Source organism: Burkholderia sp. WTPI3, assembly GCF_021483755.1.
GTDB lineage: Bacteria > Pseudomonadota > Gammaproteobacteria > Burkholderiales > Burkholderiaceae > Burkholderia.
Map to the genome: position 1 here is coordinate 40,943 of NZ_JAGIXF010000003.1, position 13,223 is coordinate 54,165.

General features: G+C 61.4%; 10 protein-coding genes. 6 read left to right on the plus strand and 4 right to left on the minus strand.

Features of this window, described 5'->3' with window-relative positions; translation table 11 throughout:
* Positions 1–352 precede the first annotated feature (352 nt).
* On the plus strand, positions 353–1,048 hold the full coding sequence (locus tag J7024_RS02550) for a ParA family protein (RefSeq protein WP_105784933.1): 696 nt from the start codon (positions 353–355) through the stop codon (positions 1,046–1,048).
* Positions 1,041–2,075, plus strand: coding sequence for a ParB/RepB/Spo0J family partition protein (locus J7024_RS02555; protein WP_124897779.1), 1,035 nt, complete (start codon positions 1,041–1,043; stop codon positions 2,073–2,075). The genes J7024_RS02550 and J7024_RS02555 overlap by 8 nt, the downstream gene beginning before the upstream one ends.
* Positions 2,076–2,163: 88 nt before the next feature.
* Here the strand turns inward: J7024_RS02555 and J7024_RS02560 are convergent, their stop codons facing one another.
* Positions 2,164–3,480, minus strand: a complete 1,317-nt coding sequence (locus tag J7024_RS02560) for a replication initiation protein (RefSeq protein WP_098553041.1) — start codon at positions 3,478–3,480, stop codon at positions 2,164–2,166.
* Positions 3,481–6,029: 2,549 nt separating this feature from the next.
* On the opposite strand from J7024_RS02560, the gene J7024_RS02565 reads away from it, so the two are divergent.
* Entirely contained in the window at positions 6,030–6,344 is a 315-nt protein-coding gene (locus tag J7024_RS02565) for a DUF4148 domain-containing protein (RefSeq protein ID WP_124897780.1), read from the plus strand.
* A 241-nt stretch (positions 6,345–6,585) separates the two neighbouring features.
* Here J7024_RS02565 and gcvA read toward each other — a convergent pair whose 3' ends face one another.
* Positions 6,586–7,488 (minus strand): transcriptional regulator GcvA, encoded by a 903-nt coding sequence (gcvA, locus tag J7024_RS02570; protein WP_124897781.1) that lies wholly within the window; start codon positions 7,486–7,488, stop codon positions 6,586–6,588.
* Positions 7,489–7,629: 141 nt separating this feature from the next.
* Between gcvA and J7024_RS02575 the strand changes: the two genes are divergently transcribed.
* The 3 genes from J7024_RS02575 (at position 7,630) to J7024_RS02585 (ending at position 11,419) form a co-directional block, all read left to right on the plus strand.
* Positions 7,630–8,919, plus strand: a complete 1,290-nt coding sequence (locus tag J7024_RS02575) for an adenylosuccinate synthase (protein ID WP_124897782.1) — start codon at positions 7,630–7,632, stop codon at positions 8,917–8,919.
* Between the two features lie 247 nt (positions 8,920–9,166).
* A complete protein-coding gene (locus tag J7024_RS02580; RefSeq protein ID WP_124897783.1) occupies positions 9,167–10,108 on the plus strand; it encodes a LysR family transcriptional regulator in 942 nt (313 codons plus the stop codon).
* A gap of 339 nt (positions 10,109–10,447) precedes the next feature.
* Positions 10,448–11,419 (plus strand): aliphatic sulfonate ABC transporter substrate-binding protein, encoded by a 972-nt coding sequence (locus tag J7024_RS02585; protein ID WP_124897784.1) that lies wholly within the window; start codon positions 10,448–10,450, stop codon positions 11,417–11,419.
* A 102-nt stretch (positions 11,420–11,521) separates the two neighbouring features.
* Here J7024_RS02585 and J7024_RS02590 read toward each other — a convergent pair whose 3' ends face one another.
* Both J7024_RS02590 and J7024_RS02595 read right to left on the minus strand, forming a co-directional pair.
* Positions 11,522–12,235 carry a dienelactone hydrolase family protein gene (locus J7024_RS02590; RefSeq protein ID WP_124897785.1) on the minus strand — a complete coding sequence of 238 codons (714 nt, stop codon included), beginning with the start codon at positions 12,233–12,235 and terminating at the stop codon, positions 11,522–11,524.
* A gap of 288 nt (positions 12,236–12,523) precedes the next feature.
* Positions 12,524–12,835: a DUF4148 domain-containing protein gene (locus tag J7024_RS02595; protein ID WP_124897786.1), complete on the minus strand. Its 312-nt coding sequence runs from the start codon at positions 12,833–12,835 to the stop codon at positions 12,524–12,526.
* Between the last annotated feature and the right edge of the window lie 388 nt (positions 12,836–13,223).

Consider the following 13,223-nt stretch of genomic DNA (forward strand, 5'->3'; position numbering starts at 1 on the left):
TCCCCAACTTGTCACGTGACAACTGCACAAGACCGTATCCCCCACTGTCGAACGATCATGTGATCGCAACAACGTTCCCGAGACGACACTCAGCTCACTCACAGAAATCGAAACTTGAGATTTTTTTTGATGCGAATCCAAGTGAATCCTATTTAACTGAAATCTCTCGTTGGTAGTTCGGAAAATGAGCATCTGTTTTTCGTAAATTCAGAACCACAAGATAGATAGCCATTCGGTCCACTTGTCACGTGACAATCATCTCGATCTACAAATTCATACCGTCATCGAACACTTTTTCTGGACATTTCGATAACAACTACATATATTACGCAAAACTCCGTGGAGGACTTTAATGGCTTTCAAGATCGCCGTTAGCAATCAAAAAGGTGGGACTGGAAAGACCACCATCTCCGTCAATATCGCGGCGGCCTTCGAGGCCGGCGGCAACAAGGTCGCATTGATCGATGCCGATCCTCAGGGCACGTCGGTCAGATGGGTCACGAGCGGAGAAAACACACTTCCGATGACGGTACTGTCACTGGCACCCGCCGGCCGCGGCATCGGCGGCGAAATCAAGAAGCAGGATGCAAACTTCGACGTCATCGTCGTCGACTGTCCGGGCAACCTTGAGGATCCCCGCATCGCATCCGTGCTCGAAGTCGCCGATTTCTGCCTCGTGCCGCTGTCCCCATCGCCGGCCGATCTGTACAGCACCGTCGCGATGATCCGCATGATCGAGTCGATGCGCACCGTTCGTAACCCAAATCTTTCTTCTGCATTGATGCTCAATAGCGTCAATGGAAAAACTAAAATGCGTGAAGAAATTTTAAAAATTCTAAGAGCTGAAGAAATAGGGGAGCATCTGCTAGACAGCCAGATTGCGCAACGCGAGGTCTATCGCCAGACGTTCGCGCTCGGCACCACGATCCATCATCACAACCGGTACCTGAAGGGGTTGAAGGAAGCCCGCGCAGAGATCGAAAGGCTCGTCACGGAAATGGCCCAATACATCGCATCGACGCGCGCTACCGGAGCCGCTCATGGCTAAAGACACATCGAAAGAAAAGAAGCCGACGGGCAACCTGCATCTCGCCGCCGGCCTGCTGCGCGGGCTCGCGCAGGAAAACGCGGCGCTGGAGACGAGGCTGCCCGAGCCAGTGCCGCCGGCACTGGATATCGCTGTCGAAACCACGACAACCGCCGCCCCGAGCGCACCGGCACCCGCGGATACCCCCGATCTCGGCGCGCCGCAAAGGGTCGCGGTCAAGGACTGCATCCCGAACCCGTTCAACCCGCGCGTCTTCTATTCGGAATCGAGCCTGCACGAGCTCGCACTGACGTTGAAGCGGGAAGGGCAGATCGAACCGATCAAGGTCACACGGCTCCCGCAATTCCCCGGCAAGCTCGTCGTGATCGACGGACAACGCCGGCTGCGCGCGACGAGCATCAACGGCGACGAAACGATCAACGCGACGTTCCGCACGGATCACACGCCCGAGCAGCTCTATACGATCGCGTATCGCGCCAACCACGACCATGAACGCCAGACGATCTTCGACGATGCGGTCGCGTGGAAGCGTCTTCTCGACGAAAAGGTCTTCCCCGACCAGAACACGCTCGCGGAAAAGATCGGCAAGGACAAGGCATCGATCAGCAAGACGTTGTCGCTGAACGCACTGCCGAACACGCTACTCGAGCGGATGGCCAGCGCGAACGACGTGGTCGGCCTGCAGGCAGCGTATTTCCTGAAGCTGATTTTCGAGCGTCTGGGCGAACCTGCCGCCGACCGTCTGCTCACGGCCGTGATCGACCGCAAGAAGTCGGTGCGCGATCTCGAGAACTTCCTGCGTGCGCAGAGCGACGGCAACAAGAAGACGGGGCGCACGCGCTACAGCGTTCGCCACGATTTCGCGCTCGAATCGCGCGCGATCGGTCAGTTGAAGACGTATCCGGACGGGCGTCTGGATCTGCAACTCAAAGGCGTGGATGCGTCCCACCAAGAGGCGCTTGCCGATCGGCTCAAGACCGTCATCGACGCATACGTCGCCGAACTGGCTGCAGCAGCGCAAAAGTAAGCGTCCAAGCAAAAGACCTCGCTCCGGCATTGCGCGGCGCCGCCGGATGATATCCGGCACACCGCGCATCCTGGCTGCGAGGCCTTGATCAGTTGGTCGCGAGACTGCTTTTCAGCAGGAATTCCAGCAGGTCGTCCGAGGTCGGTTCGCCCCACGTGTCGAGTGCCAGCCACCGGAAGAAGCTGGTCTGCGCCAGCTTGCTGGCCTTCTTCTTCGGCGACAGCGTGAGATCCTTCGAACCGGCAACTGTCTCGTTGTAGCGTTCTATCAACTTGGTCTGGTCGTCGATCTCCAGCTCGCGGAAATACGCACCGGCTTCGTCGACCTTCGCGGCCAGGTATTTGTCGCGGATCTGTTCCTGCTTGCTCTGCGCGGATTCCTTTGCCGGCGCAGCCGCCTCCGTGCCCTGCCCGTCGGCCAGCGTATAACCGTGAGTCAGCGCCTTGCGGAAATACGCGGCGACATTGTCGACAGGCGCCGCGTTCTTCTTCGTAGTCCGATTGAGCGTATAGGCGATCGCTGCCTTGATGCGCTGCACGCCGTACTGTGTGATCAACCGGCGCGCCTCCGAGCGAGGAATGCCGAACTTCGCGACCTCCTCGACCAGCGCTTCATTTTTGACGTCGCCTTCCTCGACCGTATCCGCGCTCGGCTTGCGCGTCACCTTGAACTGAACGGCTTCCACGCTGCGGCCCGACTTGTGTTCGATCAGCTCGAGCGTATGGTCGGAAACTTCGTTCACCTCCTGAATGCACGGCACCAGGACCTTGCTCTTGAAGAGCTTGTACTCCTTGTACGATTGGGACGCCTTGTCCTGGCCGAGAATGAGATCGCGAAATTTCGGCAGAGGAATTTTCGCAGTGATGCCGATCCCCTCGTAGCGCACTGTGTTTTCCCACAGCGCAAGCGAGTGCGATCGCCGAAACTCGCGCGCGATCCGCATGTCGATCAGCGCGTAGATCTCCGGATTGAGCAGCTCGCTGCGAATCTGGTCGGAGAAGCTGTACTTCAGCACCGATTGCTCGAGCTCGGCACCGGCGAGCAGGCCTGATGCCTTCCACACCGTCGAGCGGTCCGCAGCCAGATAGTCCCAATTGACGACGGTACTGATCAGCGAGTTGACCGTGTCCTTCACATACTTCGTGTTGTTGCTGTTCAGTCCGCTCTCGTGCGACAGCGCAGCGATCGAGATCGAGAAGCTGGTCCGCCCCGGCTCGAACGCTTCCTGGCGAAGCGCGTTCTTGATCAGCGAGCTGAACATCTTGCGCTGCTGCAAACCGATCTTTCCGGACTTCGGAGCAATGTGAATTGCCTGGACCGCCTTGCGCAACAGATCGGGAGGCTCGGGCGTCTGAAATAGCGAAACCTGCTTGTCGGAGCCTTTGATTGCGGGCTTGCGCGGCATCGTGATGTCCGGATAAGGTGACCGTGTTGGGGTCTGACTTTATACCTTTTCCGGCTGACGAGCAACGCCTCTTTCTCCAGCATTACTTGCACTATCACGCCTAACCATTTGTTGATAAAGGGAAAAATTATATTTTTTGAACGTTGAAAATTCCCATATCCATATACCTTTCTGCCAAAAACCCTCCCAAAACCAGCTACCTGTCGAGTACGTCAGCCAGATCCGGCACGGGATTTGCCGGGCTGAGGGTACCCATTCATGGGAAGCAATCGGGTGGAAATGGATTGTCAGGGGAGATTCATGGTGCCTTGCAACAGGGTCCGCGTTCCCTCCCATAACGAGCTACCTTTAGGGCTTCCCATGAATGGGTACCTGTGAAAAGGCGTCGGCTCCGCTTTTTGTCTTCATCGCCGTCTCGACGACCGAAATCTCTCCCATAAGTGGATACCTTCAAATTTCCCCATAGGAGGATACCTGTGAGCGGCAACGATACTGTTTATGGGATGGTCCCACAGAAGCGGCGCACGATACCAAGTCGGTAAGCGCCAAACAAGCCCCATATCTGACTACCTGTGCGTGCCCCCATAACAGGCAACCCCACATAAAACGCTGTGGTCATGCTCATCGGCCACCACGGAAAAGCAGCCCATAAACGGCTACCCAAACATTTCCCCATAGAAGGCTACCTGAAGCGTTTTTGAGACAAAATCCCATAACCGTCTACGTGCGCCCCATATCCACAACCCCGATTTCCCACAGCACGGTACCCAATTCCCCAAATCCACAGACCTAAACCCCCAGACCCTTCCACCTGTGCTCCCATAAATGGGTACCGAACACCGGTCAAACCCTTGTCAGGTAAGGCTGTGAGCCGTCTAAAGGTAGTTAAAGTAGTAAACGTCGTTTACCAAAGATGTAAACACACGTGTGCCTGTGCAGAAACACAAGCCCCATAAACCACTACCAAAGTGATCTGCCCGTGGCCTGCGAGCACAGCAATAAGCCTCCAAACGCTGTGAAACGCAGGCCACTTCACCATGTTTCAAGCCCAACAAGGCTTCCAGCGGGTGTGAGCGCCTACTTACAAACCCGCAAACGTAGAAACTTATGGGAGGAAATCGGCGCTTTCCGGATATAGGTACCCACCTATGGGGCCCAAAATTGGCCGGAGCTGGTAGCTCGCCGCACGGGAATCGTTGCGGGCCTGTGCCATCGCACTCGACACCTGAATGTGGCTGACGCCATCACAGCAGTCAGAAATCGCTCGAATGTGGCGCCAAGCGATTTTTTTGGCGCCTGTCCGAGCCGTTCCTCGGATAAGTTTCCGACAGATATATACGGACGAATCCGTGACCGCGAGCTGTGGGTCCCTCACAGACAAGTGTTGCCGAGTTCGAGCGATCCCTCACCGGCCTCATGATTTTCTACCTTTGGACCTGTGCCGAAATCGGTGCTCTATCGCGAGCGGCAGATGAGGATCCGTCCACCGCTTGGCGGAAAACCAGACCTCTCGCCTGTGGTCGTCCATCGCGATTCGCGCGTCGTCCTGAACGTGAGGTTCCAGCCGCCGACGAAGCTCACCGTAATCCGATCGATGCCTGAATCCCGAACATTCTCACCCTGAAAAGCCGTTGAGTCCTGTAAAGGCTCACCGATAAAGTGGCTCGACTGTCTGCATGAATAGTCCGCGCGGGACACCATGGGCCCAACGGAAAAGCTGTGAAGAATCCGGACGATCGAGCGCATGTCGGTGGCGTCACACACAGGCATAAGACTCGTTGCGACGTGGGCAGCGCATGAAATCGCAGCGTCCGAATCCGGGAACGCTTGCACGGCGCTCATGCGTGTGTATGAGTAGCGAGCGTTGATCAAATGTGGTGACCCTATGCCGGGATGTCTCATCACCACAGGCACGTCGGACCCGACGAGCCGCGAGGAAGGGCTGCGAACAGGTAGCCATGCGCGCATCGAGCGGTTACCCGATCGTTCGCGTCGAACGATATCGCCGTACAAGGAATAAGCAGGAATTCGGCACAGAGTGATTCGTGGTCATTTATGGGAGAGCGCGACACTCGCGCGACATTGAACGGGACGTCGGTTCGCGCGCAAGCCCTTCCTGTGGCGAGCCCGCTTGCGAAGCGACGACTCCGTCGTACGAGTAGCGAACGCCATCGTTGAAACAGCGAGGACGTGCGAATGCACCGTGCACAGAAACGGAGCGCGCCCCTATCGACAACCGGTGCAGTATTGACGGAGCGATCCGGTTCGTCGATCGGTTACCTTGGATCAAGGGCACCGCGCGCATAGTGTCAAACGATGCACCGTTGCTACCTTTGTCAGCCGCTGATCGCGGGACGCATGGCGAACAACTGCAATGCGATGTTTCCCATATACGTCTACCCGGGAACTGCGGTTACGACGGCGCCACTTTTTTCACAACACGGTTATGATGCAAAGGCCCTGATCGTGACCTGATGGCCAGTCGGGGGCAGGGGGCGGTATCTCGACGTGCTTTCAATCCGTGATCAATCAGAAAAGAGAGTTCAGCGATGCGAATCCAGATCAGAAAACTCACGCTGGCTGCTACGGCAGCAGCTTTCCTCTTCGGCTCGGCAGCTCCGGTGTTCGCGCAGACCGACGCCAGCGCTCCGGCCGCACAGGATGCCAAGGCTGCAAAGCGTGAGGCGCGCAAGGCAGCCCGGGCAAAACGCAAAGCCGAACACAAGGCAGCGCGCGCGAAGAACACCGCCGAACTGAAGAAACTCGAAGACGCCGGTTACAAACCGGCGGCCAACGATCCTAACTATCCGCAGAATCTGCAGAACGCCCAGAAGAAAGCTGCCGGCGCCGGCGCAAGCCAGTAAGCGTCACCCGCACGCCAGGCCTCGGCTCGATCCGCGGTCTGGCGCGTGTGCCACGAAAACGCGCTCGTGTTCGTGAAAAATGCAGACTGAAAGTCCGCATCGATTGATTCGGGATCCTATGTTTTCAGGGCGTGAGCGGAAGCTGTGTCGGCAGGATCTTCACCATCTGTCCCGCTCGCCGACGCAAATCGGACGCTTTGTCAAAGCGGGACCCTCCGGATAAGAACGCCGGCCGTCCGATTCAGCGCTGCACGCCCGCCGCCGTGCTGCCCGTCACCTTCAGCCAATCCTTGAACGCGCGCACGGCTTCGTCCTCCGCACGTGCGGCCGCCACATAAGTGAAATACCGCCACGGCGGCAATGCCGGTTCGCTGAACGGCTGCACGAGTCTGCCTTCGGCAATGTCGTCCGCGACTAGCGCGATCGGCCCCATGGCGACGCCGAGTCCGTCGAGCGCACCTTGCAACGTCAGGTAGAAGTGCTCGAGCGTCAGCGAGTGCCGCGGCACGAGATTCGCGTAACCGGCCGCCGCGAGCCATTCGGGCCACATGCCCGGATAAGTCGCCGCATGCAGCAGCGTGAAGCCGGCGAGATCGGCCGGCGTGCGCAACGGTCGCCCCTCGAGCAGCTTCGGCGCACACACAGGCAACCGGACTTCGGACAGGAATTCGTCGGCGACGTAGCCGTCGATCGTCTGCGGACCGCCACGGACGATCAGGTCGACCTTGTCGCGCAACTTCTCGATCGGCTCGTTCGATGTCGACAGCCGCACCTCGATCGCCGGATGGGCGACCTGGAACGACGACAGTTTCGGCACGAGCCAGCGCAGCGAAAACGTCGCGGGCGCGCTCACGCGAAGCACGCGCTGCTGCGCGCGGCCGAAATGCTGTGCGGTGGCGAGCGCGATCCGGTCGAACGATGCGCCGACCTCGGCGAGATACGCACGGCCGGCATCCGTCAGCTCGACGCGCCGGTTATGCCGTTCGAAGAGCGGCCGGCCGAGCCATGTCTCGAGCTGCTGTACGTGCCGGCTGATCGCGCCGTGTGTCACGCACAACTCGTCGGCGGCATGCGTGAAGCTGCCGAGCCGGGCCGCGGCTTCGAACGCGCGCAGCGAATTCAACGGAGGGAGTCGTCGGGCCATTTTCTCATTTCGCGTGAAATTTACTCACGCGAATGCTCAGATTTAATCGTTTGATCATGCGATCCAGCTTCGCCAATATCCCACACAAACGGCCGATGCGGCCTGAATACGTGTCTGGATTTCTCACATGGAGTATGGAACATGCCGAACGTGGTCGTAGTGGGCGCCCAATGGGGTGACGAAGGCAAGGGGCGCGTCGTGGACTGGCTGGCGGCGCAGGCCGATCTGGTCGCGCGCTACAACGGCGGCCACAACGCGGGTCATACGCTGGTCGTCGGCGGAAAGACGTACAAGCTTGCGCTGCTGCCGAGCGGCATCGTGCGCGGCAAGCGCGGTGTGATCGGCAACGGGGTGGCGCTCGATCCGGAGGCGCTGCTCGCGGAAATCGCGCGGATGGCCGAGCTCGGGTTGTCGGTCACGCCGGACAATCTGTCGATCGCCGAAAACGCGACGCTGGTGCTGCCGATCCACCGTGCGATCGACCACGCGCAGGAGCGTCAACGTCGCGAGCCGATCGGCACCACGCTGCGCGGGATCGGGCCGGCCTACGAGGACAAGGTCGGGCGCCGCGGGCTGCGCGTCGGCGATCTGGCGGAACCGAGCCGGCTCGCCGAGAAGCTCGACGTGCTGGTCGATCACCACAACGCATGGTTTCGCGGGCTGGGGCTTGAGTTGTACTCGCGCGACGCCCTGCTCGCGACCCTCGTCGACATCGCGCCGAAGGTCCTGCCATTCGTGCGTCCCGTGTGGGCCGACCTCAACGACGCCACCGACCGAGGCGAGCGCATCCTGTTCGAAGGCTCGCAGGCCGTGATGCTGGACATCGACTGGGGCACGTATCCGTTCGTGACGTCGTCCGGCACCGTTGCATCGGCAGCAGCAGCCGGCACGGGCCTTGGCGCGTCCAGACTCGGCCACGTGCTGGGCGTGACCAAGGCGTATGCGACGCGTGTCGGCGGCGGCCCGTTCCTGACCGAGCTGACCGACGCAACCGGCGAAACGCTGCGCGCGCGTGGCCAGGAATTCGGCGTCAACACCGGCCGGCCGCGCCGCTGCGGATGGCTCGACGCCGCGCAGTTGCGTCAGGCCGTCCGGATCTCCGGGATCGATTCTCTCGCGCTCACCAAGCTCGACGTGCTCGACGGCTTCGACGCGATCGAACTGTGCGTCGGCTATGAACTCGACGGCGCACGCGTCGACCACCTGCCCGCCAGCCTCGATGCGCAGTCTCGCGCGAAACCGGTCTACGAACGGTTCGACGGCTGGCGCGGCACCGTGAAAGGCGTGCGCGAACGTACGGCGTTGCCGCGTGCCGCGCAGGATTTCATCGCACGCGTCGAGGCGGTCGCGGGCGCGCCCGTATCGATGATCACGACCGGCGCCGAGCGTGACGACACGATCGTCCTGAGCAATCCTTTCGACCCGGCGTAAGCACGAGCAAGCACGACGCGGCCCGCGCAATGCGGGCCCGGCAGGCCGTCGCCAGGCGGCCCGCACCGACCCGATGCGGTCGCCTCTCGGGCGTGCGCCGTCGCGTGAACGATCGTCCGCCTTCCCTGTACACGGCAAACTGGACACGCCTGCATCGCTGCGGTACTGTTCCGCACAATTCGCGCCAGACCGGCCCGTGCCGGGGCGGGCGCCGCTGCGAAGCGATTTCAATCCCGGGGACATGTCGATGGACACGTTACAGATGATGCGCATTTTCGTCCGGGTGGCGGAGGAGGGCAGCTTTACGAGCGCGGCCCAGCGTCTGGACATCACTACCGCTTACGCATCGCGTTCGGTCGCCCAACTCGAAACTCATCTGCGCACGCGTCTGCTCAACCGGAGCACGCGCCGCATCGCGTTGACCGATGCCGGACAGCGCTACCTCGACCGTTGCCAACGCATCCTCGGCTATATCGACGAAGCGGAAGCCGAGGCGGCCGACGCGCAGGCGAAGCCGTCGGGGCGGCTCCATGTTCACGCGACGACGAGTTTCGGCCAAGCATATCTTGTGCCCGCGGTCGTGCGATATCGGCAGCGCTATCCGTCCGTGGCGGTCGAGCTCACGCTGTCGCAGCACGTGCCCGACATCATCGACGAAGGCTACGACGTGTCGTTGCAACTGAGCTCGACGGAGTTGCCCGATTCGGGACTGGTATCGCAGCGGCTCGGCGATGTGCACAGCGTATTGTGCGCGTCGCCCGCCTATCTGAAGGAACGCGGCACGCCGCGTACCGTGCGCGATCTCGAAGCGCATGCCTGCCTGCAGATCGTCACGCCCGTGTTTCCGCGCGACCGCTGGCATCTCGACGGCCCCAACGGTCGCGAGACGTTCGAACTGCCGCCGCCGGACTTTCAGGTCAACATCGCCGATGCGCTCGGCGGTGCGCTGCGCGCCGGCCTCGGGATCGGCTCGCTGCCGATGTCGAGCGCGGTTCCGGCGCTGGCAAGCGGCGCGCTCGTGCGCGTGTTGCCCGAGTACCGGCTGCAGAAGCTGACGGTCTATACGCTGTATGCGTCGCGCCAGTACCTCGACGCGAAGATTCGTACCTTCGTCGATTTCCTGCGCGAATGCGTGCCCGAAATGCTGTCCGCCGACGAGGCCGCGTTGTGCGTGCCCAGCGAGTCCTGAGCGAACGGTAACGACGCATGCCGCGCCTGATGACGCGGCTCATCGTGTTGTCGCGCATGAATCGATTTTCGTTCGATCCAGATGATTCGCACAACGAATTGATAAATGCGGAAGGTGTGATGCGATCGCGCCGATCGGCCGCGTCGTCAGCTGCACGCCTTTATGAAAACCCCTGCTTTCGATATCGGACATCGTTGGTTCGGTACAAGGCGTTGACCCCCTAGAATCGATTCGACTCGCGCGAGCGGTTCGACACGCCGGTATCGATGTCGCGAGATGTCGCGAACCGCAAGCGCGCAACGCGTTCTTCCGCTTCCTTCCGATCGAACACAGGACACCATGGTAGACCGACTTTCCAGATCCCGCCGCCGGCTCATCCAGGCCGGCCTGGCGATCGCCGCGGGCGCTGTCGCCCAGCCGCGCTTCGCGTTCGCCGATGCGGCCGGCACGCGCACGTTGCGCATCGGCTACCAGAAGGGGCCGCTGAGCCTGTTGAAGGCGAGGGGCTCGCTGCAGGGCAAGCTCGCTCCGCTGGGCGTCAACGTCACGTGGACCGAATTCCCGTCGGGGCCGCCGCAACTCGAAGCGCTGAACGCGGGGTCGATCGACTTCGGCGATGTCGGCGAGGCGCCGCCGATCTTCGCGCTCGCGGCGGGCGCACCGCTCGTCTATTATGCGCAGACGCCGGCGGGCCCCACGACCGAGGCCGTGGTCGTTGCCAAGGACTCGCCAGTGAAGACGTTCGCGGATCTGCGCGGCAAACGCATCGCGCTCGTGAAGGGATCGAACACGCACTTCCTGCTGGTCAGGTTGCTGCAGGCGGCGAAGCTTCGGTATGCGGATGTCACGCCGGTCTGGCTGTCGCCGTCCGACGCGCGTGCCGCGTTCGAAAGCCGCTCGGTCGATGCGTGGATCATCTGGGATCCATTTCTCGCGGTTGTCCAGCAGACGCTGGGTGCGCGCATCGTCGCGGACGGCTCGGGGCTCGTCGAGAACCGCAGCTACTACTTCGCGTCGCGCACGTATGCGCAGCGCAATGCCGACGTGCTTGGCGTGGCCGTGTCCGAGCTGACGGCCGTCCAGCGATGGCTCGACGCGAATCGCGCGCAGGGCGCGGCCGAGTTCTCGAAACTATGGGGCATTCCTGAGCCGGCGGTCGCGCTCGCATTCAGCCGTGCGCGCTTCGGCGTCGAACCCGTGACGCGCGACACGCTTGCGTACCAGCAGCGCATCGCGGACGTGTTCTACCAGGCGGGGATTTTGCCGAAGCGTGTCGACGTGAGCCAGGCAGCGCCGCCCACGCTCGCGTGACGAATCCTTTCCGGTAAACGACAACGCCACGGACGTAAATCCGTGGCGTCTTGCTTTATGTGCCCCGCTGCATGGAAGTCGTGTGCAGCGAAGAGCACCGCATCAGCGCTGCGAGCCCCAGAGCGTGCGCCCGAAGAACGTGAGCGTGCGATCCCATGCGAACTGCGACCACACCGGATCGAACTGCGTGCCGCCGATGCGGCCGGGCCCGACGGCTGTTTCGTTCGCGAACGCGTGATGCGCGAGATAGCGGTGGAACTCGACGTCGACCTTGGCATCGGTCAGCTTCTTCTCCAGCGCATCGACCTGATCGATCGAGAAGAACGCATCCTGCGTGCCCCAGTGGCCCATCAGCGGCACCTTGATCTTCGACGGATCGAGGTAATCGAGCGGGGGGAAGCCATACCACGTGACGCCGGCGTCCGCGTCGGCGAACTGCAGCGACAGCAGCGTCAGTGCGCCGCCCATGCAGAAGCCTGTGACGGCAACGCGCGACGCGCGCGTCTTCAGGTATTGCACCGCGCCGGGGATGTCCTGCGACGCGGCGTCGCCGAAATCGAGCCCGGTCATCAGATGGTGCGCTTCCTCCTCCTCGACTGTCGACTTGCCGCGATACAGGTCGGGCACGAGCGCGAAGTAGCCGCAGCGCGCGAGCCGGTCAGCGACGCCGCGGATCTGGTCGTTCAATCCCCACCATTCCTGGATGACGACGACCGCGGGCGCGCCTTCGGTCTTTTCCGGCGTGGCGAGGTAGCCCTGCAGTTCCTGGCCGTCCGGGCGGCGAAACTTGATCATGGAACCGGATGTTTGAGACATGAAACCGCTCCTTTTCGAAAAATGCGATGAGTGCGGCATCGGGTCGGCCAGTGAGTGCGGTATGCCCGGTGATTCGAGGCGTCGCTCGCGTTCGCTTTGGCCGGCGCCGACCACGCGGCCATTCTATGCGCAAACGCCCGCGGTCTGCGTGAACGGTGTGGCGCGTCGATCGCCGGTCGTGGCGCGGCGGTTTCATGCACCGAAAGCGAAACACCCCGCCCCGATGAACGGGAGCGGGGTGTTTCGTAGGCAGCGGGCGTGACGGGATACGCGCCGCGTGCGTGGGACTTACTGACCGAAATAGATCGAGTCGCGAGCGTCCTGCTTGACCGCGATCGCGCGGCCGGCACGCACGCTGGCCGCAGCCTGTGCACCGTAACCGGTTGCGTCGTTGTTCGTCACGCGTGCTTGCGCGGTGTGCAGTGCATTCGGGTAGTGAGCGTCGGAAACTTCCGGCTTGTACCCGGCCTGTTCGAGCTGAACCAGTTCCGCACGAACCTGGGCTCGCGTGAGCTCGCCCGACGGATTCGATTGGGCGAACGCGCCAAAGGATGCGGTGAGGGCGGTGGCAGCGGCGACTGCGTAGATGAACGACTTCATGGTGACCTCCGGTTTAGTAGATTTCGCGCTTCGCTCGTTGCGTTCAGCGGTTGATTGCATCGTAGCGATCGCGTTGCCGGTCGGAAATAGGCGTTCCAGCGAATGATTATTGCAACTGGGTAAACGATTGGAATGGCGCGCGGGATTTCGTCTGATGATTAAAGGGGGTGAAGGGCAATCGGGATCTTGCGAGGGGTGCATGCTTGCATGCGCGATTGCCGAGGCGCGACTTAATTCACTTCTCGTGCCCGGTGGCGAAGCGCCCGGATTGCGCGTTGGCGATCTGCCGGTGCGATTCGGGGCAGGGGCGTATCGTGATCGCATGCCGAGTAGGGTCGACACGACGTTAAATTGAATCGGATAACGAAGAATTGCAATAGGGAGCGGA

What these genes read in the sequence shown, in the direction of transcription:
- J7024_RS02560 (WP_098553041.1), bottom strand. Translation starts at nt 3,480, where the DNA reads ATGCCGCGCAAGCCCGCAATCAAAGGCTCCGACAAGCAGGTTTCGCTA.
- J7024_RS02590 (WP_124897785.1), bottom strand. Translation starts at nt 12,235, where the DNA reads ATGTCTCAAACATCCGGTTCCATGATCAAGTTTCGCCGCCCGGACGGC.
- J7024_RS02595 (WP_124897786.1), bottom strand. Translation starts at nt 12,835, where the DNA reads ATGAAGTCGTTCATCTACGCAGTCGCCGCTGCCACCGCCCTCACCGCA.
- J7024_RS02575 (WP_124897782.1), top strand. Translation starts at nt 7,630, where the DNA reads ATGCCGAACGTGGTCGTAGTGGGCGCCCAATGGGGTGACGAAGGCAAG.
- J7024_RS02585 (WP_124897784.1), top strand. Translation starts at nt 10,448, where the DNA reads ATGGTAGACCGACTTTCCAGATCCCGCCGCCGGCTCATCCAGGCCGGC.
- J7024_RS02565 (WP_124897780.1), top strand. Translation starts at nt 6,030, where the DNA reads ATGCGAATCCAGATCAGAAAACTCACGCTGGCTGCTACGGCAGCAGCT.
- J7024_RS02550 (WP_105784933.1), top strand. Translation starts at nt 353, where the DNA reads ATGGCTTTCAAGATCGCCGTTAGCAATCAAAAAGGTGGGACTGGAAAG.
- J7024_RS02555 (WP_124897779.1), top strand. Translation starts at nt 1,041, where the DNA reads ATGGCTAAAGACACATCGAAAGAAAAGAAGCCGACGGGCAACCTGCAT.
- gcvA (WP_124897781.1), bottom strand. Translation starts at nt 7,488, where the DNA reads ATGGCCCGACGACTCCCTCCGTTGAATTCGCTGCGCGCGTTCGAAGCC.
- J7024_RS02580 (WP_124897783.1), top strand. Translation starts at nt 9,167, where the DNA reads ATGGACACGTTACAGATGATGCGCATTTTCGTCCGGGTGGCGGAGGAG.